Origin of the sequence: Desulfonatronum zhilinae, assembly GCF_900182865.1 — a bacterium.
In the GTDB taxonomy this organism is placed as follows: domain Bacteria; phylum Desulfobacterota; class Desulfovibrionia; order Desulfovibrionales; family Desulfonatronaceae; genus Desulfonatronum; species Desulfonatronum lacustre.
On sequence record NZ_FXUJ01000005.1, the window covers coordinates 104173 to 126043 of the forward strand.

Sequence of the window (21871 nt, forward strand, 5' to 3'; positions counted from 1 at the left end):
GATGCTTTTTTCAGGCGGCTTGCGAGGCCAGAACCCGGGACAAAACTTGGCCCGCCAGGGCGTGTTCCGCGTCGTCCAGGGTGCGGGGGTCCAGGCAGAAGGCGTCGTGTTCGATGCGACCGATCAGGGGCGGATCGGTGTCCAGAAGGGCGTCGCGCAGTGCTTCCACCCCGATGTCCGCATTCTGAGGGCGGACAGCCACCAGGGTTGTGGGCAGATCCCGCTCCGGATACGCCCCGCCGCCCACTCGGGAAGCTCCGGGAAGCAGTGTGATTTCGGCTTTTGCGCCCCCCCCAGGTCCTCTTAACGTCCGGCGCAAGCCGCGGGCCAGTTTGCTTGCTTGCCGCCGCAGCTCCTCGGTCGACGCGGTGATCATCCGCAGGGTCGGGATTTCCCGGCGGGCCAGTTCCGGGTCCAGGTAGAGGCGCAGCGTGGCCTCCAGGGCGGCTAGGGTCATTTTGTCGATGCGCAGGGCCCGGTTCATGGGATTCTTCTTGATCGGGTCGATGTAGTCCTTGCGTCCCACGATGATTCCGGCCTGGGGGCCGCCCAGGACCTTATCTCCGCTGAAGGTGACCACCGCGGCCCCGGCGGCCACGGCCTCCTGAACCGTGGGCTCGTGGTCCAGACCGTAGGGCGTGAAGTCGAACAGGTTGCCGCTGCCCAGATCCTCCAGCACCGGCAGTCCGTGCTTCTCGCCCAGCGCGACCATCTCCCTCAGCCCGACCTCCTTGTGAAAACCGATGATCCGGAAGTTCGAGGTATGCACCTTGAGCAGGGCCGCGGTTTCCGGAGTGATGGCCCGTTCGTAGTCATGCGAATGGGTGCGGTTGGTGGCCCCCACTTCCCGCAGTATGGCCCCGCTCTTGGCCATGACGTCCGGAATGCGGAACGAGCCGCCGATCTCCACCAACTGCCCCCGGGAAACCACCACCTCCTTGCCCTTGGCCAGGGTGTCCAGCATCAGCAGCACCGCCGCGGCGTTGTTGTTCACCACCAGTCCGGCCTCGGCCCCGGTCAGCCGGCACAGCAGCTCCTCCACATGGGCGTAACGGCTGCCGCGCTGGCCCGTATCCAGGGAAAATTCAAGATTCGAGTAGTGGGCGCAGGCTTCGGTTACGGCCTCCACGGCTTGGCGGGCCAGCAGGGACCGGCCCAGGTTGGTGTGCACCACCACGCCCGTGGCGTTGATCACCCGCCGAAAATGCGGTCTGGAGGCCCGACCCAGAAAGGCGTGCAGCGGCCCCTCCAGGGCGGACCATTGCAGTTCTTCGGAGGCGGTCAGCTTTTGCTCGCGAATGTCCACCCGCAGTTGATCCAGGTGCATGTTGACGAGATCCTTGAGCAGGGGGCGCGGCAGGCGCGCATAACGACCGGACTCCGAGACCCGTTGCAGAATCAGGTCCACGGAAGGGAGCAAACGATACAGTTCAGACATGGAATCTCCGGTGTAGCGACAAAGTGCTCGGAGCGTCGGTCACGCTTTCAACCACTCCGGGTGCAAGGCGTAGATTTCCGCCAAGAGATAGAGCGAGCCGCAAATGAGAATGGAGCCACGGGGCCGGGCCTGGGCCAAGTCCAAGGCCGTTGCCGGGTCGGGCGCGGTTTGGGCCTGGGGACCCAGTTCGCGGGCGATCTCCCAGGCTGGGCGGCTTCGCGGCTGCGTGGGCAGTTCAGGAACAAAGATCGGCCCGGATGTCAATTGCCGGACCAGGGGGGCCATGCCTGCCAGGTCCTTGTCCCGCATGCAGGTGAAGATCACCGCCTCGGGGCGGATGTCCAGGGAATTCAGGGCCGTGTTCAGGGTTTCCAGGGCCGGGGGGTTGTGCGCGCCGTCCAGAATGATTTCCGGTGAGCCTCCCGGTGAGCCTCCCGGTAACATGGAAACGCGTTGCAGGCGGCCGGGCCAGGCCCTGGAGGTCAGGGCGCGTTGGCAGGCATCAAGGCGCACGGGCCAGCCTTGGGCATGGGCCAGGCTCGTCCATCCGGCCAGAGCCAGGCGGGCGTTGTCGCGCTGGTGGTGGCCGGGCAGGGTCGGGGCGATGGCGCTGCATGCCTGTATATGGGCATGCATTTCTGCGGACATCCCGGCAATGTCGTTCACGGTGTGCACGACCACTCCCTGGTCCTCGGCCTCCTGTTCCAGGATGTCGCGGACCACGGCGGCCTGGGAGGCCGAGACGACCACCATGCCGGGCCTGATGGCCCCGGCCTTGTCCCGGGTGATGTTTTCCAGGCCCGGGCCGATGATCTGGTCATGGTCCAGGCCGATGGGCGTGATCAGGAGCAGGTCCGGGGTCCAGGTGGAGGTGGCGTCGTTGCGTCCGCCCAGTCCGGCTTCCAGCACGATCAGGTCCACGCGCTCCGCGCTGAAGCCGACCATGGCCATCAGCGTGATGGTTTCGAAATAGGTCAGGCCGAGGTCGTGGCAGACGGGGTGGACGGTATTCGCCCAGGTCAGGATGCGCTCCTCCGAAGCCGGAAGGCCGTTGAGGCGGACCCGTTCCCTGAGGGTCAGAAAATGGGGCGAGGTGAACAGCCCGACGGAAAAGCCGTGCTCCATGGCCAGCCGGGACAGAAAAAACGCGGTGGAGCCTTTGCCGTTGGTCCCCACCACCTGGGCCAGGGGCGCGGGCGGGTGAACGATGTCCAGCCGCCTTGCGGCCTCGCGCATCCGTTCAAAGCCCAGGCGCATGTGGAACATGCCCAGGGCGTCCATATGCCGCTGGAAATCCGCGAAATCAGAAAACGATTTCTTCGCCATCGCGCAGCAGGTGGTAGGTGTATCCGTCCAGGGCCTGGTGTAACTCCTCCTGGATTTCCGTGGAAAAGGTGGACTTCATGTGTGAAATGTAGATCTTGGGGCGACCATTGGGTCGGGCATGCAGCTTGTTCAACTCGGCGCGGAGCAGCCTGGGCGTGAGGTGTTTGGAAAGCAGGGCCAGTTCTTCCATGGCGTCGGGAAACGAGGCTTCGATGATCAGGTTTTCCAGGTCAAAGGGCAGCTCGTTCAGGAACGTCCACCAGTCGTCGGTCGGGCCGGTGTCCCCGGTAAAGGCGAAATGACTCCCGGAGGTCGGGTCGCGGAGCACGTAGCCGGACGCGGCGGTGGCGTGGTTGACCGGAACGGTGACCGCCCGCAGACCGGCCACGTCCTCCCAGACTCCGGGTTTCAGCGGCGCGTACGTCAGGACCGGGTTGGCGAAGGTCGGCAGGATGGTGAAGTCCGGCCAGATGGTGTCGTTGAGCAGGTGGGTCCGGATGCTTTCCAGTACCGGGGCCAGACCGCGGAGGCGTACGGCCCCGTGCTCGTTGCGGGCCACCAGCTCGATCAGGTTGTCCGCCAGAAACAAAATGTCCTTGATATGGTCCAGGTGGGCGTGGGTCACCAGGATTTCCTGGATCGCGGCCTGTTCCGCCAGGGGCATGGACGAGGTCACCGACCCGGCGTCCAGCAGAAGGGTCTTGTTCACCAGAAAGGACGTCAAATTGTATCCGGGCAAATCCGAGCCCGAACAGCCGAGAACGTGCAGCCGCATGGCAGTACTCCGTTAATGGGAAGGTGATGCCCGGGAAGTCCTCCGAGCCGGAAAATCTCTTGCACAGGGCCGAAGGGTTGGTCAACCGAAACAAGGATTCAGCAGTCCGGCTCAGGCCGACTTGACCACCGCCCGGCCATGGGGTAGCTGGGCGGAAAAACATATTCGATATTCCCCATGGGGGGAATTTTCATGGCCAGGGCGACCCAACCTCTGCGAACGGGTGTCCTGGCCTTTCGTCATCCATGACGTCGTCGTTTCGAGGACCGTGCTTCGCGTCGTTTTTTGACGCGACGACGTCCGCAACCATCAAACCTGAGGATAACGCGATGGATTCTATCCCTATCACCGTTGAAGGATTCAGGAAGCTGGAGCGAGAGCTGGACCGACTCAAGCGGGAGCGGCCGGAGATCATCGAGGCCATCAAGGTGGCTCGTGAAGAGGGCGATCTGCGGGAAAACGCCGGCTACGAGGCGGCCCGGGAACGGCAGGGCATGCTGGAGGCCAAGATCAAGTACATCGAGTCCCGGATGGGCCGGTTCAACGTCATTGACCCCAAGACCCTGGGCGGTTCGCGAGTGGCCTTTGGCGCCACGGTGGAACTGGAGGATCTGGATACCGAGGAGATCAAGAAGTACACCCTCCTCGGTCCGGACGAGGCCGATCCCAATGAAGGCAGCATCTCCATCGCCTCCCCCGTGGGCCGGGCCCTGCTGGGCAAGGAAGAGGGCGACGAAGTGGTGGTGGACGCGCCTCGCGGCAAAATCCGCTATGAAATTATTTCATTGAACTACGATCTTTGATCCGAGCTGCATGAGGGCGGGAGACGGCACATGGCTGTTCACGACGGACAAGAACTGACCTTGGATGTGGTCAAGCCCGTGCTGGGCGGGGACGGGTTGGCCCGGCACGAAGGGATGGCCGTATTCATGCCCGGCGCTCTGCCGGGACAGCGGGTGCTTGCCCGGATTGTTTCGGTCAAACCCCGGCACGCCAGGGCGGAATTGGTCCAGGTTCAGGAGCAGTCCCCGGAATACACACCGCCGCTCTGCCCGCATTTCGGAGTTTGCGGCGGATGCGACTGGCTGCACATGGAGTACGGTCGACAGCTGCACTGGAAACGGGAACTGGTCCGGGAAACGCTGCGCCATCTCGCCGCCGAGGACGTCCAGGTGATGCCGACCATTGCCTCGCCGCTGCTCCACGGCTACCGCAACAAGATGGAGTTCGCAGCGGCTTCCAGGATCGTGACCGGCCCAAGCGACACGCCCTACACGACCGGCCCGAGCGACACGACCGCCGGCCTGGCCGCGGTCAAGGCCGGCGTGGCCGTGGGGTTGCGTCCACGAGGGCTGGCCAACGCGGTGGTTCCCATTCGATCCTGTGCACTTTGTCCTCAGACTATGGTCGACGCGGCAAATCTGGTCGGCAAATGGGCCGGGGAAGCCGGACTGTCGGCGTACGATCCGGACACGGGGCGAGGTTTCTTGCGGCATGTGGTTGCGCGTCATGGAGCCGATCCCGGCCATTTGATGCTTTCCGTGATCACCGGCAGCGACCCTCAAGGCAGGGAGGTCGGGCCGCGTCTCGAGGAATACCTGTCTTACAATCTGGCGCATCATTCCTTGACGGCTCTCTCCGTGGTTCACGAGACGCGCATGGACCGCGCCCTGGTGGCCCAGGGCGAACGGACCGTGTCCGTCACCGGGCCGAAAGAATTGATCCATGAATTGGGTGGTCTGAAGCTGGCCATTTCCAGCCGGGCCTTTTTTCAGGTCAACTCCGGGGCTGCGGAAAAGCTTCGGGACATTGTCGCGGATTTCGCGGAACTGAAGGGGCGGGAGACCGTATGGGACCTGTATTCCGGGGTGGGTGCCATGGCGCTGAGCTTGGCCGCAAAGGCGGCCCGGGTGGTCGGCTTTGAAACCGAACCGCAAGCTGTGCGGGACGCCCAGGCCAATGCCCGACGGAACGGGATAACCAATTGCCGCTTTGAGGCCGGAGACGTAAGCCGGACCATTCCCCAGGTTCTCGGTGGTGCTTCCTCGGAGCGTCCGGACGTGATCGTCGCCGATCCGCCCCGGGCCGGAATGCGGGCCGACGTCGTTGACCGGCTGCTGGAAATCGGCGCGCCAAAACTGATCCTGGTCTCCTGCGACCCGGCCACCCTGGCCCGGGACGTCAAGCGGCTGGCCTTAGGCTATCATCTGTGCCGCGTCCAACCGGTTGACATGTTCCCCCACACCTCGCATATCGAGTGCGTCGCGGAGCTGCGCCCGCGTTGAAATTCGGTTTATCCTGAGGCGGGGCGGTCAACAGCATGAACCATCCGCTTCGCGCAAGGCTCCAGGGACGCCAAGCAAGAATTTTCGCACCCCCCCCATCCATGACAACCCCCCGCACCTTTCGTTGGATCTCGGCATTCTGGGCGCTCTTTTTCGTCGGCTCCCTGCTGGTCGCGTTCCATCACCAGGTTTCGACCAGAGGCTTTGCGGATGCGCCCTTCGCGATACACTTCGAGTCTGAAGCCGCACCCGGGACCGAAGAACCGATTTACCAGGTCCGCTTCATTTCAGACGGCCTGACCCGGTTGGTGCATGCGGCTACAGCCGTGCAGCGCCCGGACGGCGCGATCCAGGCGTTCTGGTTCGGGGGCAGCCGGGAGGGGCATGCGGACGTGCGGATTTTCACGGCGGCCTTTGATCCCGATCTCCAGCAATGGACCGAGGAGACTCCGCTGCTTACCAGGCAGGAAACCGCCGGAGCGGAGCGCCGCCATGTCCGCAAGCTCGGCAATCCCGTGGCGACCGTGGACCCGCAAGGCCGCATCCTGCTCTTCTACGTCAGCGTGTCCTTCGGCGGCTGGAGCGGGAGTTCCATCAATCTGGTCGTTTCCGAAGACAACGGCCAAACCTGGAGCAAGCCGCGCCAACTGATCACCTCTCCGTTTCTGAACGTGAGCACCCTGGTCAAGGGACCGGTGGTGCACCACGCCGACGGAACCATGGGCCTGCCCGTTTACCATGAATTTCTGGGCAAATTCTCCGAGTATCTTCGCCTGGACGATCAGGGCCGGGTGCTGGGCAAAAGCCGGATCACCCACGGCCGGTTCGCGATCCAGCCCGTGATTTTTCCTCTCGATGCGCACAGGGCCGTGGCTCTGATGCGCAACACCGATTCGGACAAGCCGCGACGGGCCTGGGCCAGCCGGACCAAGGACGGCGGGCGGACGTGGTCAGCGCCGGAGCGCACCAAGATTATGAATCGCAATTCCGCCCTGGGAGGCACCTTGGGCGACGTCACTATTCTGCTGACCGCGGCCAACGTCACGGAGTACAATCGGTCCTCGCTTGCTCTTCTGCGGTCCACGGATCAGGGGCGGGGCTGGGCCGTTGTTCATGACGTGGAACCGCATCAGCCGCCGCTTTCGCCCGAAGAATTTCCCGAGGCCGTGACTCGGGACACGCCCGTCTTGGAAGAGGACATGCCGCTCAGCCCTGAAACGGTGTCCGCGGCGGCCACGGAAATCCAGTGCGAGCCCGGGCGTCCCATCTGCGACTTCCGGTTTGACTACCCGTGGCTGCTCAGAGACGCCAAGGGGCGCTATCATCTTTTTTACACCTGGAACCGGGCCTTCATTCGCCATGTAACCTTCAGTTCAGCCTGGCTGAAATCCCGGCCTGACCTGCCCCTGGAAGACCGGGCGTACCAGGAGCCCGCGTCATGAACGCGTTCGCTCCGGAAATCGGCCTTGCGACCAGCGCCGTGGTCGCGGCCTGCTGCGTGACCCTGGTTGCCTCCAGCCCCGCACTTCCCTCCCGTTTTTCATGGGGAGTGCATTGGTCGCCGATCAAGCTTGGGTTGCTGTTTCTTGCGACTCTGGCCGCGTTGTTCCTTCCTCTTGGCGAAGCTCCGCCGGTTTATAGGCTGCGAGGGCTGCTGGGCGAATTCAGCGTGACCACTCTGGTTCTGGCCTGCGCGGCCCTGACAGGACGGTTTCGTGGTCGGGCCGTGATTGATCCGTCTCAGAGTCTGATTTTGCTGGCGGGCATCGGCGCGGTCGGCCTGGTGCTCTATCCCACGGCCCTGGGGCTGACCCGCTTCGATCTCTACGACTGGGGCTACTTTTCCACGCCCATGCTCGCGGGGATCAGCCTGCTCGGGTTCGTCGCCCTGGCCTTGCGTCTGCACGGGATCGTTTTTATCCTGGGCGCGGCGCTTCTGACGGCCGGCCTGGAACTGCTGTCCTCCAGCAATCTGTGGGACCATCTGACGGATTTGCCCCTGACCCTTTTCGCCTTCGGAGCCCTCTGTGTTCTCGCCGTTCGACGGGTGACCGGACGTGGTCAAGGATAGGACCGAACCTCTTTCAATACCGCCTCGCGCTTCCACCATAGAAGATCGCCGTTTTTGAACCTTATACCCAGAACTGTTTTCGAGTCGGACCATGCTCCACCGCATTCCACCCTTGATCCGTTTTTATCTGGCCGTCATACTGTTTTATCTGGCGGTCTTCAGCGCTGCTCGGCTGGCTTTCTGGCTGGTCTTCGACAATCCCCACGACCCCCTCGGAGTAGGCGAACTCTTTCCGGCCCTGTACGTCGGCCTGAAGTTCGATCTGCGGCTGACCCTGCTCATGCTCGCGCCGATGTTTCTGCTGGGCTGGGTCAAGTGGATCCACCCCCTGTTTACTCGGGCCGGGCGGAGGTTCTGGGGGGGGTATCTGGGGGTGGTCACCCTGGGGGCGGCCGGATTCTACGTCACGGATTTCGGCCACTACGCCTACCTGCTCACCCGCCTGGACTCCACGGCCCTGCGGTTTCTCTCCAACCCGCTGATCTCCGCGCAGATGGTCTGGGAGAGCTATCCGGTCCTGCCCTGGCTGGTGGGGCTGCTGGTTTTGTTCGCTTTGCTGGGCCTGCTTTACGCCTGCCTGGCCAGGCGTTGCGCCGGGGCCGAGTACGCTCCTCCGCGCCTTTGGCAGCGGGTCCTGATCATCGTGGCCTGCCTGGGGCTGTTCGCCGGCGGAATCTACGGCAAGCTTTCCTGGTATCCGCTGCGCTGGAGCGACGCCTTTTTCTCCACCCATGTCTTCGCCCCTGCCGTGGCGTCCAACCCGGTTCTCTACTTTTTCGACACCTTCAAGACCGGGGCCCTGGAGTACGACGAGGACGCCGTGCGCGCCGCCTATCCACTGATAGCCGGGTATTTGGGCGTGGACCATCCCGATCCGGACCGCATGGACTTTGTCCGCCGCGTCGAGCCCATGTTTCAGCCGGACCGTCCGCTGAACGTGGTCATCGTCCTGCTGGAGTCCTTTACCACGTACAAGACCGGCTGGTCCGGCAATCCGCTGGACCCGACGCCGAATTTCGACCGATTGGCCTCGGAAAGCCTGTTGTTTCCGAACTTCTTCACCCCCACCGCCGGAACGGCCCGGTCCGTGTTCACCGCGACCACCGGCCTGCCCGACGTCCAACTGCGCAGCACCGCCTCCCGCAATCCCACGATCATCAACCAACATATGATCAGCAACGCTCTGGAAGGTTACGAGAAATTCTTTTTTCTGGGCGGCAGCGCCAGTTGGGGGAATATTCGAGGGCTGCTCCAGGGCAACATTCAGGGCCTGCAAATTTATGAAGAAGGCGACTACGCCTCTCCCCGCGGTGATGTCTGGGGCATCTCGGACCTGGACTTGTTTCGGGAGGCCCACGGTGTTCTCCAGGAGCAGACCAGCCCCTTCCTGGCCATCCTCCTGACCTCGGGCAATCATCGGCCCTATACCATTCCGGAGAATAACGACGGTTTTGAGATTCGCGACGACGTGTCCCAGGAAATGCTGGTCAGCCATGGCTTCCATTCCCTGGCCGAATTGAATTCCTTCCGTTTCATGGACCATGCCGTGGGCCGGTTCATGGACATGGCCAGGTCCGCGGACTATTACCAGGACACGGTGTTCTTCTTTTTCGGGGATCACGGCCATCTCACCGAAGCGGCGGTGCATTCTTACCCTTCGGAGATTCAACTGGGCTTGGCCCAATTCCGCGTCCCCCTGGTAATCCACGCCCCGGCTCTGTTTCCCGAGGGTCGGGTCCTGGACGCCGTGGCCAGCGAGATGGACGTGATGACGACAATGGCCAGCCTGACCGGGCATGCTCACGTGAACACCACCCTGGGCCGGGATCTGTTCAATCCGCGCTTTGACCAGGATCGCCACGCCTTTGTGATGACCCACGGCGCGGTCCCGAACATCGGCGTGATCAACGACCGGTTCTACTTCCGGATGCATCTGGACGGGGCAGGACAGTCCCTGCACCTGATCCATGCCGAGGATTCCCGGCCCAACCTGATGGACCAGCACCCGGAAACCGCCGCCGGGATGCGGGATTTGACCCGCGGCCTGTACGAGACCACGCGCTATATGATGAACCACAACCCCCATCGCGATCACGGCTCGGGTTCTGTCGACAAGTAAGTCGACCCCGTTCTCCCCCGCTTTCCGGCCGCACCTTCCAGTCGCACCATGCAGCACCACGTCGCCTCCCTGACCCATGCCCTGGATTCCTTGCGCCGGATTCTTGCCTCGGACCGGGCCAGGATGCTCTGGGCCGGAATATTCTGTCTGTTCCTGTGCTCCCTGTTCGTCACGGACAAGGTCCGGCTGCACCGCAATATCTACTACGTCCTGGTCCTGGCGCCCTTCCTGATCCAGGTTGGACGGAGGTACTGGGCCGATCTGCCCGGTTCGCCGGTCTTCCTCGCGGCCCTGGCGTTTCTCGGCTACCTCTGGATCACTCTGTTCTGGTCCTCGGCGTCCGGGGGATACGTCTTCTACAACGAGGCCCGGACCCTGGTCATCCTGTTCAGCTTTCTGGCCATCACCGCTTTTTACGCCCTGAACGTGGACGACTTCCCGCGCCTGCTGGCCAAATGGCTGGCCTGCGTGGCCGGGGTCGCGGCCTTGCTATCCGTGTACGTGTTCTACTCCGGCAAACACATCCCCATGCTGGGCGGGCTGGAGAGCCGGGCCGTGGACATCGGCCTGGCCGGGCATCCCATTGATTCCGCCGGGCTGTATGGTTTTGTGGCCGTTTTTTTGGTTTTCGGATTGATTGCCCGAGGGGGGACAAAAGCCAGGAGTCAGGAGTCAGGAGTCAGGAGTCAGGAGGCGGAAGGCGGAACCAACGCTCTCTGGAGTTGGATCGGTGGGGCGGCGTTGGTGGCTGTTTTGGTTTTCGTGGTTCTGACGCAGACCCGGGGGGCCTTGGTGGGCATTGCCCTGGTGGTGGGGTTGGGATTGCTGATTCAGGGCGACCGGCGGCTGGTGATGGTCCTGGCCGTACTCGGCGTGGCCATTCTGACCGTGATTGTGTTTTCTTTGCACCATCCCGAGGGGATGATCGGGGTGGAACGGAGGCTGGGCGTGCGCGGCGAGATATGGGCCCTGGCTCTGGAGCGGGCCTGGGAGCGGCCCTGGTTCGGATTCGGGCTGAACGAGCACCAGGACTTGATCTCCGCCAGCGGAGAGCTGCACGGCGTGGCCCACAACCTGTACCTGGAAAATCTGCATTTCGGAGGCCTGGTCGGGACCTTCCTGCTCCTGGCCCTGGCCGCTCTGGCCCTGCGCGGGGCGTGGCGGGCATATCGCCGCACCGGCGGCTTCCTGCTTCCGGCCATCGTGCTCTACCCTCTGGTCTTCGGCATCTCCGCCGGGTACCTGACCCTGTCCAAGATATCCCCCATGTGGATCCAGTTCTGGCTGCCCGTGGGACTGGTCATTGCCGCGGAAATCCGCGCCCGGCGGGACGCTGATCATGCTGGAAAAATCTGAACCGCGCCAATCATCTTCCCAGCCGCCTTCGGCAAATCGGGACCAGCCTGAGCCGTGCCGGGTTTGCGAGGAACGAACCGTGCCGATCTTCCAGGCCCGCATCCTGGACAAGCACGACGCGACCTATTTCCGTTGTTCCGGGTGCGGCCTGATCCAGACCGAACCGCCATATTGGCTGGACGAGGCCTACGATCAGGCCATCGCCGTCCAGGACGTGGGCCTGGTGCGGCGCAACCTGGAACTCGCGGCCAAGCTGCGGAACATCCTGCCGGCCCATTTCGATCCGGCCGGACGATTTCTGGACTACGCCGGGGGGTACGGGCTGATGGTCCGGCTGATGCGGGACGAGGGATTTGATTTTCATCGCCATGACCCGCTGTGCGCGAATATCTTCGCCCAGGGCTTCGACATCCCGGAACTGAAGGGCCTGGCGGACCGGGCGAGCCAGACGGGCTTGGCGGACCGGAGCTTCGAGGCGATCACGGCCTTTGAGCTGCTGGAGCATCTGGAAGAGCCGACGGCAACGGTACGCCACCTGCTGGAGCATACCGATGCCTTGCTTTTTTCCACCCGCCTGCAACCCGACCCCCCGCCCCGCGGCGTGGACGACTGGTGGTACTTTTGCCCTCAGACCGGGCAGCACGTCACCTTCTACACCCTGCCCGCCCTGCGCGTGCTGGCCGAGAAAACAGGCACGACCCTCTATTCCGACGGCACGGCCCTGCATCTGCTGACCAGGCGAACGTTTTCCGCTGATCCCCTGGCCCGGCCCAGGGGCGTCCTCGCCTCCCTGGAACGGCTCCTGGAACGCTGGCGACGGTCCCTGAACAAGCGGATGTTCCCGGTCAAACATCCGCGAAGCCTGCTTCCCGAGGACGCCCGGCGCACGGCCTGCCCACGTCCCGACAGGCCGGAGGCATTTGAAACGGATCGGCCCAAATGACCCCGATTCCCGCGTTCTGCATGCCCTGGCATACCGCCGTGAGCAATGCCTTCCAGGAAATCCTGGCAGCGCCGTTGCGCGGCATGCTGGACATCGCCTTGACCCCCTGGGACCAGAAACCCCAAGCACCCCTGGACGTCTTGGACCGTGATCCCGGACGGCCCCTGATTTTCTGCCAACTGCCCCCGCCTCCGGAACTGCTGCGCCGGGACACGGCCCGGATCGTCTGGCTACCCATGTGGGACAACGTGGCCCGGTGGCCCGAGTCCTTCTGGGCCGGGCTGGCCCGGTCGCCGGCCCGGCCGCGCATCGTGGCCTTTTCCCGGCCCGTGGAGCAGCTTGCGCGGCGCTTCGGTCTGCCCACGCTGCGAGTGCGATTCTATTTCGAACCAGAACGGTTTGAGCCTGTCCGGCGAGATTCCGAGCGGACCATGATCTATTGGAACCGGGTCGGCCTGTACAGCGAAGCGGCCATCCGCCGCATTTGCGCCGATCTGGCCGTGGAGAAATTGATCCACGTCCATCGCCCTGACCCGGGATACGACCATCCAGGCTTGGCTCTGCCGGAGAGCCTGGGAAAAACCCGTGTGCTGACCATCCGCGACTTCCTCCCGGACGCCGAGCATCAACGGCTCCTGGGGCAAAGCTCCCTCTGCCTAGCCCCCCGGGCCCGCGAAGGCGTGGGCCTGACCGTGCTCCAATCCATGGCCCGCGGTGCCTGCGTTTTGGCCTACGACGGTCCGGCAACCAACGAATACGTGGTCCACGGCCACAGCGGCCATCTGTTTCGCTCCTCCTCTCGCGCCGTGCATAAATGGCGCAAGTCCCTGGGCAAGCGCTGGCACCGCCTTACGGGGAAGCCACAGCCATACCTCTACCACATGGTCGGCGTCGGTCAGGTCGGGTCGGCGCTGCGCCGGATCGACCCGGACCACCTCGGCGCGACGGCCCGGGAGGAGCATGAACAGGGGTATGCCAACTGGAAAAGCGGGCTGGATGGGTACGCCGATTTTCTCGCTAATTGGTAGGGTGGTCGTGTGGTAGCTTGGTGGCCTGGCAGGATCACAGATCGATCCAGGCCAGGGGATCGGATCGGAGTTGGCCGTTTTTTTCCCGCAGGGTTCGGACGTCCAGGCGCAGGGGCACAAAGAGATTCAGGGCCGCCGCACCGAAGGGCAGCTTGCGCGCCAGACGGCGAAATATCTGGGCCGCCCGAATTTCGCGGGGGGAAAAATACTTTCGGGTGACCTCTTCCCGCTCCCGACGGTGGGCCGCCTCGGATGCCGGGTCGTTGGACACGCCGCCGATGCGGAACACGGCCACCGGGCGTTTCAGGTAGATACCCCGGATACCGTGCTTGAGAAACGCCCGGAGCAGCCATTCGTGATCCGCGGTGATGCGCAGCCGGGTGTCGAACGTCCCGCACCGGTCAAAGACGTCCCGAAGATAGAAGATGGCCTGCTGGGTGATGGTCCGCTCCACCAGGGTCAGCCGATTCATCTGACGGTGGCGGCGATAACTCTGGACCTGCTTATGCCCTTCGTCCAGCAGAACCACGTCCCCGAAAACGATGTCCGCGTCCGTAAGCTTCAGACACCGACTCATGGAGGTCAGCACATCCGGCCCGAAGAGCATGTCGTCGTCGTTGAGAAAATGCAGGACTTCGCCCGTGGTCAGGGCGAGGCCCTTGTTCATGGCTTGATAGATGCCTCCGTCCGCTTCCCGGAGGTGGCGCACCGGGTAGGGAGCCGTGCGGGCGTATTCGGCAACCAGCTCCGCGGTGCCGTCCGTGGACAGGTTATCCACCACGACGTGCTCCCAGGGCGGGGTCCGCTGGTTGGCGACGCTTTCCAGGGATGAACGCAGCCGTTCGGCCCGGTTCCACGTGGGGGTGATGATGGAGATTTTCATGGCCTCGCGGCTTGCCACCAGGCTGTTGAACGGTTTTCCCAGGTGAACTCCTCCCGGCGGGCCCGGCAATTGGCCGTCAGGGTTCGGACAAGGTCCGCGTCGCGCACGATCCGGGCAAGGGCATCGGCCACTCCAGCGGCGTCCTCCGGGGCGAACAGCACCGCCTCCCGCCCCGGTCGCAGCACCTCCGCGATGCTGGGCAGGTTCGCGGCCAGAATCGGGCGATTCAATCCCGGATAGTCATAGGCCTTGGTGATGGCCACGTACGGCATGCGACCCCGGTTCAGGGCCGGGATGATCAGGGCGTCCACGTCCTGCAAGAACCGGGGCAGTTTCCCAGGAGCCACCGGCCCGTGGACCTGGACCGTCTCCTCGCGCCCGACGGTCTGTCCGCGCAAGGCTTCCACCTCCCGAGGACTCCCTCCGGCGATCTTCAGCCGCAAGGGCGCATGGACCCGCTCCATGATCTCGCTCCAAGCCCCCATGAGCCACTGGACGCCCTGCTCCGGGTAGAGGGAGCCGATATAGGCCAGGGTGAAGGGGCGGGAAGCGTCCGGCTCGGGTGGAGGGACGGTTTCAGGGTCAAAGCCGCAGGCCAGCCCCAGGCTGGTCACTGGCTTGCCGGGAACAAGCTTCTGAAGCTGGTCGCGAAGAACCTCAGTGGTGGTCAGCAGAACGTCCGCATCGGAAAACACGGCCTGTTCGACTCTGGCCGCCTTGGATTCCGGACCCTGCTCCAGATGCGTCAACTGATGCACTTCATAAACCCGTCGCACGTTCCGCTCCAGCTCCGGCCGACGGAAGAGGAATCTCGTCAATCCGGCAAAACTGGCGCTGGCCAGCGTGTCTCCCGGGCGCATCCGGCGGCGCAGGAACAGAAGACACGCCCAGTAATAGACCGCGTTGACCGTCACGCCGCGACGGCCTCTGGCCCGACGCAGGGCGGGCAGGGGATGCAAGCGCAGATTGGGCGGAGAGGAAAGCCCCATGCGGTTGAGGTCGTCGGAAACGGTTTGGTCGCGGGGGGATGCGCGGAGCGGCACTCCCAGCAACGCACCGGGATAGACCAGTCGCACGGTATTTTCCGGGGCCGCGTCGGCCAGGGCCCGGCAGTTGCGCAGGCAGTAGAGGCCGTGAGCCGAGCCGTCGAAGGGGTCCTGGTTGACGACGAAAAAGAGCGTGCTCATGTCCGGCCTTCGTCCCGGAGCAGCTCGTCGCAGGCCTGGAGCACCATGTTGACGCTGATCCGCTCCGCAGGCGACCCAGGGGGCGATTCTTCGTCCGCTGGTTCGGGTTGGATCACCACGTGCCGGGTTTGCCAGGGGGCCCATTCAATGGGGCTCGAGCCCATGAACAGGGCCGCGGTGGGGCAGGAGCAGGCCGCGGCGAGGTGCATGGCCGCGGTGTCCACGCCCACGAACAAGACGGCCCTGTGCAGCAGGCCGGCCAACTGGGCCCAGGAGGTTTGACCGGACGTGCTGATGATCCGTCCGGGGGCCGATCTGCTCAGGGCGGTGCACAACCGGACCTCTTCCGGGTCCGGACCGCAACTGAGCACGACGGACGGGACGCGCTCCAGCAGCCTGGCGCAAAGTTCCCGCCAGCGTTGTTCCGGCCAGCGCTTGATGGACCAGCGCGTTCCGGGGTGGAGCACGGCGAAGCGCGTCAGATTGCCTGCCGGTGACCAGGGCCGGGTCCGGTCCCTGGCAAAGGACAAGGGCGGAATGGGCAGGGGGAGCGGCTCGGGCAGACAGTCGCTGACCGTATAATAATCTTTTTCCACCTGATGGCTTTTGTACCACCAGAAGTCGGAAAAGTCCGTGAAGGTTCGTTTCCACCACCAGTGCAGCGGTCGGCCCGCGGCATTGGCGCAACGGTGGCGCGCCCCGCTGATCAGGGTCAGCCAGCGGCCCCGGTCGCCGTCGCCCAGTTCAAAGGCGTAGTCGAAGCGTTCCCGGCGAACGGCGGCGGCCAAGCCGAAGTCCGAGGCCCAGTTCCAGGGTCGGCGTTTGTTTTTCTCCGGTGCGGCGGCGGTGAGCACCCGGTCGATGTCCGGGCACCCGGCCAGAATGCCTTCGCAACCCCGGCGCACCACCACCCAGATTTCAGCCCGGGGATGGATCGCCCGGACGGAGCGGATCGTGGGCGTCAGCAATAGGCTGTCCCCGATGTGCTTGAGTTTGACGAACAGAAATTTCATGCTCGTTCACCGTTCTCCCACGAGCCAGCGCCAGTACCATGACTTCTGCCACAGCGGATTGCGCTTGCGCTGGATGCGCACGTCCCGAGACTTCTCCAGAACCACTTCCCAGCGAAAGCGCAGAAACATCCGGCTGTGCCCGGCGTCTTTGCCGTACTGCTTCATTTCGTATTCCTTGCGGGCATCAATGGGCGTGTTGTGGGACAGGTCGCGCTCCAGTCCGTGATAGGCCTCGTCCCGGTCCAGGTCGATCCGAGGGATGCAGCGATACTTCTTGGGGAGATAGCGCTGTCTGGAACCATGATATTTCTGGAACTTGACGAAGCGGTAGTCCTCGGCCCCGTAATGGCCGCAGAATTCCTCGTCATAGCCGTAGAGCCGAAGAAATCTGGCCCGGGAGAGCAGGAAGGTGTTGGAGTGTCCGTGGCGCAGTTTTCCGGTTACCGGATCGGTCCGGTAGATCTTGAAAAAATCTCGGCCGCACTCCCGCATCCGGACCATCCTGCCCAGGGTGGCTTCGGGAAATTCATGGTCGATGTCCGTGAGCAGCACCTTGTCCGAAGCGGCGTAGGTCACGCCAAGATTCCGCGCTCCGCCTTGGTTCCAGGGGATGTCGTCGGTGATGCGCAGCCAGGTCAGGTTCAGGTCCAGGTCAGGCACCTCAAACCGCAGCGGCGAGCAGTCGTCCACCACCACGAATTGGATCATGTCCAGCAACTCCGGCGCGTACCGCTGATACCGGGCCAGAAGGTCCAGGACCGTGTCCGGGCGTTTCTGATCCAGATAGTAGTGGGTGACGTAGCTCAGCTTGATGTGGGATTTGTCCGGAATCCGGTGCAAGCTGGACGGCTCGGGGGTATTCATTTTCGTGCCTGCTTTTGACTCTTCTGACTCGTTTCGTCCATGAGCCGAAGCTGTAATGCTTCGATTCGGCGGCCCATGCCGGAAAGTGTGAATTCGGCTTGGACCATGTTCAGGGCGTTGTCCGTCATTGATCTCGCCATGTCCGGCTGATGGAGCACTCGGGTGATCGCGGCGGACAGGGCCCCTGGGTCGCTGGGGGGGACGAGCAGGCCGGTGCGCTGGTGATCCACGATTTCCGGGATCCCGCCGACAGCCGTGCCCACGAAGGGACACCGCGCGAACATGGCCTGCAGCCCGGCCTGGGGGATGCCTTCGTTTTTCGTGCTGGCCAGCACGGCCACGTCCAGACCGCGAAAAAACGGCCAGACGTCTTCCTGATGGCCGGGCAGCAGGATGCGTGAGGCAAACGGGCTTTCCCGGCTACGTTTGGAATAGTCGCCCATGACCGGCCCCCCGCCCACCAGGAGCAGGCGGGCATCGGGCAGCTTGGCGGCCAGACGTTCAAACGCGTCGATGAGCACGTACTGTCCTTTCCAACTGCGCAAGACCGAAACCTGACCGATGAGCTGGGCGTTGTCCGGAAGGTTGAAACGTTTCAGCAATTCGCCCCGGGCCCGGTTCCGCGTAGGCATGTCCGGCGCGGCGATGCCCGTGGGAATGGAGCTGACCTTGTCCGGCGGCAGGCCCAGGGGGCGGCGCAGTTCGTCCCGTATCATCCCGGCCGTGGTCACCACGTGGTCGCACAACCTGCGATACTGCCACCGATTCATGAAATTATTCCCCACCGGCGTACTCACGTGGCGATAGCGGATCGCCGCCGGGACCTTGCACGCCCTGGCAGCCGTCAATCCCACCCAACTGTCCACGCTGCTGTGGGTGCAGACCACGTCCGGCCGGATGGCCGTGAACCGCCGCATCAGGCGCACAAAGTCCGTTGGCTTGGTCCGCTTGGCAAAGGAAATCGCTTCACAGTCCAGCCCCGCCTCCCGGGCGCGCCGGAACAGCTCGCCGTGGGCCGGAGTGAACAGGTGCACGCGATGCCCCCGGTCCCGAAGCCAAAGCGCCTCGGTGAAGACCCGAATGTCCTGCCCGCCCCAGGCGTCCGAGGCTTCGGTGTGGATGATGGTTAAGGGCTTGGGTCGGAAGGGCATGCGTGACGGGGGGCTGGGAGAAAACGTCTCAGGCCGCCTGAGAGGCGGCCTGAGGGCTTAGGTTCGTCGTGAACAGGTTTTCATGCAACGTGTTCACGATGATTGAAAGGCGAGTAGTGCTTCAGGGTGCAACGCCACGCACTAATTGCATTGACCGATGGACCCGAAGGCGCAGACCCGTCCATCGGGCCAGATGGCCTTGCTGAAATTGGCGCCGGTCAGCGTTGCCCCGTCCAGCTTGGCCCCGTCGAGGTATGTGTCGATGAAGTTGGCATTGGTGAGGTTGGCGTTTCGGAGGTCGGCATTCTTGAGATAGGCTCCCTGGAGGTTGATTCCGGAGAGATTGGCGCCATTGAGGTTCACCCCTGGGCATCTCGTATAGGGTAGCAGGGTGCAGTTATCGATGACCTGTTGCGCGAACGCCGGAGACGCTGCGACGAGGAGACAAACAAAGAATAAAGCTGATCTGAGCATGGTTTCATCCTCCGCTGTGATGGCGTTTCGGTATAGGGGAAAAGGACCGAGGCTCCTACTGAACCTTCCAGGAGCCGTCCGGCATGCGGCATGCGGTTCCGTAGGCCTGTTCCGTCTTGCCGCCGACTTCGACCTGGGTCACGAATTCGCGGCAGTATTGCCCGTCGGGACGCTGATAGGTGTTCACGGGGGTAACGTTGAAGCGATTGCCGGTATCCGGATTTTTCCACTGCGATGTCTGTCCGGTGGGTTGCGTTTCCAGGGTGCGGCTGACCTGCTGCTGATCCATGCGGTCCATATAACCGCCCACGTAGCTGCCCAGGACCGCGCCCAGGATGGTCCCGCCGATGATCGCCGCGACCCTCCCGCTGCCCGCGCCGATTTGCGCGCCGGCAATGCCGCCGCCGATCCCGCCGAGCAGGCCACCACCGATCTGGTTGATGGGTGCGCTGCCGCCCTGGGTGCTGCCGCAACCAGCGGCCAGCAAGGCCAATACAGCCAAAATCGCCAATGTTTTTCGTGTTGATTGCATTTTCATACTCTCCTCCCTGGGGGGTTACGGATCGTGAGATTACTGTTCGCTTTTCAGTTCCCGCCGCATTAATTCCTGCACGGCCTGTCGCGGGTCCTTGCCCTCGTAAAGCACCTGATACACCTGTTCGGTGATGGGCAGGTCGACCTTGTGCCGCCGACCCAGGGCGTGCACCGATTCCGTGGTCTTGACGCCTTCGGCGACCATTTTCATCTGCCCGAGGATATCCAGAAGTTTGTTGCCCTGGGCCAGCTTCAGGCCGACCTGGCGATTGCGGGACAGGTCCCCGGTGCAGGTCAATACCAGGTCCCCCATGCCGGCCAAGCCCATGAAGGTCTGGGCCTGGGCGCCCATGGCCACGCCCAGCCGGGACATTTCGGCCAGGCCGCGGGTGATCAGGGCGGCCCGGGCGTTGGTGCCGAAGCCGAGGCCGTCGGAGATCCCGGCGGCGATGGCGATGATGTTCTTCAAGGCTCCGCCCAGTTCCACGCCGCGAACGTCCTTGTTGGTGTAGACCCGGAAGGCGTCCGTGGAGAGCAAATCCTGGATGGACTTGGCCGCGGCCTTGTCCTTGCAGCCCAGGGTGACCGCCGTGGGCATGCCCTGGCTGACTTCCTTGGCGAAAGAGGGGCCGGAGAGCATGGCGAAAACGGGCTTGAGGCCGATAAGGGCTTCCTCCGTCACCTCGGACATGGTCCGCAAGGTGTCCAGGGCGATCCCCTTGCTGGCGGAGATGACCACCGGCTTTTTAGGGAGGAACTCGCGCACGGTCTTGAGCACCCCGCCGTAAAATTGACTGGGCACGACGAAAAGAAAGAAGTCCGCGCCTTCCGTGACCTGGGCCAGGTCGTCGCTGGCGGTGAGGCCGGGGGCCAGTTCCAGGTCTGGCAGGTACCACGGGTTGCGGCGCTTGGCGCGGATCAGGGAGGCCAGTTCCTTTTCCCGGACCCAGAGCCTGGCCGAGCCGTGCTTGTGCGCCAAGAGATTGGCCAGGGTCGTGCCCCAACTGCCGCCGCCGAATACCGCTGTTTGCATGATCAGAAGTCCGTTGGAATATGGTTTGTGGTCGCCGGGTCGGGAACCGGTCGCGGTCAATACGCCGTGGCGGTTCTCACACATGGGGCCTGCGGAGGAAATAAGGTTCTGTCTACTCCAAGCCATTGCCTCAATCAAGTGCGGCCTTGTGCCGCCCGGCAACGGTTCATGCAAAGAAAATCCAGAAGCCCTCCGCGATGATATGCAGAACCTTTCGGGCATGGATCGCTTTCGGTGGACTTTTGGTCGTCGATTGACACGACGCAGCCACCTCTGTACGCTTTGAATACGTACACAACATAGGAGTCACCCCATGCCCCAACCCTCCATTGAAAACAACTATCGGATGTCCTTGCGGATCGCTCCGGAAGAAAAAGCCCTGCTGATGCGAGCCGTTGCCATTCAGGGCACCAACTTGACCAGTTTTGTCACCCGTACCTCGGTTGATGCGGCTCGGTCTATTGTCCAGCAGGCCGAACGGGTTTCCTTGACTCAGCGGGACAGCCTTCATGTCCTTGAAGTGCTTGAAAATCCACCAAAGCCAACCAGCAGACTGCAGCGGGCCGCCGAAGCCCTGCCGGACTGGGCGTGAGCGTTCCGGCTTGGCATGAACAGCCTATTGATAGAGGGCATCGCCGGGATAACTTTGATTGCGGCGAGCCTGCGCTGAACGAGTTCCTCCGACGTCATGCCCGGAAAAACCATGATCTCGGCGGGGCCAAGACGTTCCTGGCGGTCAGTGCCACAGGGAATGCAACCATTCTTGGTTTCTACAGCCTTGCCCCAGCCTCGCTGGCTTTTGAACGGACGCCGGAATTGGTTCGACGCGGTTTGGCCCGTCATGAGGTGCCGGTCTTCAGGCTGGCCAGGTTGGCCGTTGACCGTTCGGTCCAGGGACGCGGTCTCGGAGGCCAGCTTCTCTTGGCCGCCGGTCGGCGATGCCTTCGGGCGGCGTCCCAGGTCGGCGGCGTGGCATTGCTCATCGACGCCAAGAATGAACGTGCCGCAGAGTGGTATGCCGACTACGGAGCCGTACACCTTCTGGACCACCCCCTCTCCCTGCTCTTGCCGCTGAAGACCATCCAGGCAGCACTTCTCGCAACGGGTAGAATTTGATCCTGTTCTGCGATTTCCAATCCCTCATTGCCTACTTGCCACGGGAAACGTGGACGTCCAGGTTCCGGGCAGGAGCTATCGCTCCCCCTGGACTTTTTTCGTGCCGTCGTGGGGCAGCAGAAGTACTTCCCCTTCCATGCCCAGTATGACAAAATCCAATTATATTTTATAGTTTAGATTGTATTTGAGTATTTTCCAGTAGTTCTTTCGCAAGAAGTGGTAAATACAAGACCGGGCAGCCTCCCCTGGACTTTGGCAGGCCACCGCAAGATCGC

21 protein-coding genes are annotated in these 21871 nt (G+C 63.3%); 10 read left to right on the forward strand and 11 right to left on the reverse strand.

Annotated elements, in window-relative coordinates; genetic code table 11:
- Window positions 1-10: 10 nt before the first annotated feature.
- Genes selA through AC559A_RS06305 form a run of 3 tightly spaced genes read right to left on the reverse strand, consistent with a single transcriptional unit; the run spans window position 11 to window position 3539 of the window.
- On the reverse strand, window positions 11-1438 hold the full coding sequence (selA, locus tag AC559A_RS06295; protein WP_498816877.1) for an L-seryl-tRNA(Sec) selenium transferase: 1428 nt from the start codon (window positions 1436-1438) through the stop codon (window positions 11-13).
- Window positions 1439-1477: 39 nt separating this feature from the next.
- A complete protein-coding gene (locus AC559A_RS06300) occupies window positions 1478-2764 on the reverse strand; it encodes a bifunctional folylpolyglutamate synthase/dihydrofolate synthase (RefSeq protein WP_498816878.1) in 1287 nt (428 codons plus the stop codon).
- Window positions 2742-3539, reverse strand: coding sequence for an MBL fold metallo-hydrolase (locus tag AC559A_RS06305; RefSeq protein ID WP_498816880.1), 798 nt, complete (start codon window positions 3537-3539; stop codon window positions 2742-2744). Before AC559A_RS06305 ends, AC559A_RS06300 begins: the two co-directional genes overlap by 23 nt.
- Before the next feature lie 329 nt (window positions 3540-3868).
- Here AC559A_RS06305 and greA point away from each other — a divergent pair, with 329 nt between their 5' ends.
- The 8 genes from greA (at window position 3869) to AC559A_RS06345 (ending at window position 13341) form a co-directional block, all read left to right on the forward strand.
- Window positions 3869-4342 carry a transcription elongation factor GreA gene (gene greA / locus AC559A_RS06310; protein WP_028573324.1) on the forward strand — a complete coding sequence of 158 codons (474 nt, stop codon included), beginning with the start codon at window positions 3869-3871 and terminating at the stop codon, window positions 4340-4342.
- Between the two features lie 30 nt (window positions 4343-4372).
- Window positions 4373-5824 (forward strand): 23S rRNA (uracil(1939)-C(5))-methyltransferase RlmD, encoded by a 1452-nt coding sequence (gene rlmD / locus AC559A_RS06315; protein WP_498816882.1) that lies wholly within the window; start codon window positions 4373-4375, stop codon window positions 5822-5824.
- A 101-nt stretch (window positions 5825-5925) separates the two neighbouring features.
- Entirely contained in the window at window positions 5926-7266 is a 1341-nt protein-coding gene (locus tag AC559A_RS06320; RefSeq protein ID WP_498816883.1) for a sialidase family protein, read from the forward strand.
- On the forward strand, window positions 7263-7895 hold the full coding sequence (locus AC559A_RS06325; protein ID WP_498816884.1) for a hypothetical protein: 633 nt from the start codon (window positions 7263-7265) through the stop codon (window positions 7893-7895). The genes AC559A_RS06320 and AC559A_RS06325 overlap by 4 nt, the downstream gene beginning before the upstream one ends.
- A gap of 91 nt (window positions 7896-7986) precedes the next feature.
- Window positions 7987-10014 (forward strand): LTA synthase family protein, encoded by a 2028-nt coding sequence (locus AC559A_RS06330; protein WP_498816886.1) that lies wholly within the window; start codon window positions 7987-7989, stop codon window positions 10012-10014.
- A 48-nt stretch (window positions 10015-10062) separates the two neighbouring features.
- Window positions 10063-11370, forward strand: coding sequence for an O-antigen ligase family protein (locus AC559A_RS06335; protein ID WP_498816887.1), 1308 nt, complete (start codon window positions 10063-10065; stop codon window positions 11368-11370).
- Complete coding sequence (locus AC559A_RS06340; protein WP_498816889.1) at window positions 11354-12313, forward strand: class I SAM-dependent methyltransferase; 960 nt, start codon at window positions 11354-11356, stop codon at window positions 12311-12313. Before AC559A_RS06335 ends, AC559A_RS06340 begins: the two co-directional genes overlap by 17 nt.
- Window positions 12310-13341, forward strand: a complete 1032-nt coding sequence (locus tag AC559A_RS06345; RefSeq protein WP_498816891.1) for a glycosyltransferase — start codon at window positions 12310-12312, stop codon at window positions 13339-13341. The genes AC559A_RS06340 and AC559A_RS06345 overlap by 4 nt, the downstream gene beginning before the upstream one ends.
- 34 nt (window positions 13342-13375) lie before the next feature.
- On the opposite strand, the gene AC559A_RS06350 is transcribed toward AC559A_RS06345, so the two are convergent.
- From AC559A_RS06350 to AC559A_RS06385, 8 genes are all read right to left on the reverse strand, one after another.
- A complete protein-coding gene (locus AC559A_RS06350) occupies window positions 13376-14224 on the reverse strand; it encodes a glycosyltransferase family 2 protein (protein ID WP_498816893.1) in 849 nt (282 codons plus the stop codon).
- The gene (locus AC559A_RS06355; RefSeq protein ID WP_028573329.1) at window positions 14221-15411 is read right to left on the reverse strand and encodes a glycosyltransferase family 4 protein; all 1191 of its coding nucleotides are present in this window, start codon (window positions 15409-15411) and stop codon (window positions 14221-14223) included. The genes AC559A_RS06350 and AC559A_RS06355 overlap by 4 nt, the downstream gene beginning before the upstream one ends.
- Window positions 15408-16424: a glycosyltransferase family 9 protein gene (locus AC559A_RS06360; RefSeq protein WP_498816895.1), complete on the reverse strand. Its 1017-nt coding sequence runs from the start codon at window positions 16422-16424 to the stop codon at window positions 15408-15410. The genes AC559A_RS06355 and AC559A_RS06360 overlap by 4 nt, the downstream gene beginning before the upstream one ends.
- Before the next feature lie 6 nt (window positions 16425-16430).
- Window positions 16431-17288, reverse strand: coding sequence for a hypothetical protein (locus AC559A_RS06365; protein WP_498816896.1), 858 nt, complete (start codon window positions 17286-17288; stop codon window positions 16431-16433).
- Window positions 17285-18439 (reverse strand): glycosyltransferase family 4 protein, encoded by a 1155-nt coding sequence (locus tag AC559A_RS06370; RefSeq protein WP_498816897.1) that lies wholly within the window; start codon window positions 18437-18439, stop codon window positions 17285-17287. Before AC559A_RS06370 ends, AC559A_RS06365 begins: the two co-directional genes overlap by 4 nt.
- Before the next feature lie 141 nt (window positions 18440-18580).
- Entirely contained in the window at window positions 18581-18802 is a 222-nt protein-coding gene (locus AC559A_RS06375) for a pentapeptide repeat-containing protein (protein ID WP_051434778.1), read from the reverse strand.
- A gap of 166 nt (window positions 18803-18968) precedes the next feature.
- Entirely contained in the window at window positions 18969-19445 is a 477-nt protein-coding gene (locus AC559A_RS06380; protein WP_498816899.1) for an RT0821/Lpp0805 family surface protein, read from the reverse strand.
- Window positions 19446-19484: 39 nt separating this feature from the next.
- The gene (locus AC559A_RS06385) at window positions 19485-20480 is read right to left on the reverse strand and encodes an NAD(P)H-dependent glycerol-3-phosphate dehydrogenase (protein WP_498816963.1); all 996 of its coding nucleotides are present in this window, start codon (window positions 20478-20480) and stop codon (window positions 19485-19487) included.
- A 313-nt stretch (window positions 20481-20793) separates the two neighbouring features.
- Between AC559A_RS06385 and AC559A_RS06390 the strand changes: the two genes are divergently transcribed.
- Window positions 20794-21072 (forward strand): type II toxin-antitoxin system TacA family antitoxin, encoded by a 279-nt coding sequence (locus AC559A_RS06390; protein WP_498816901.1) that lies wholly within the window; start codon window positions 20794-20796, stop codon window positions 21070-21072.
- Complete coding sequence (locus AC559A_RS06395) at window positions 21069-21596, forward strand: GNAT family N-acetyltransferase (protein ID WP_498816903.1); 528 nt, start codon at window positions 21069-21071, stop codon at window positions 21594-21596. The genes AC559A_RS06390 and AC559A_RS06395 overlap by 4 nt, the downstream gene beginning before the upstream one ends.
- The last annotated feature ends 275 nt before the right edge of the window (window positions 21597-21871 follow it).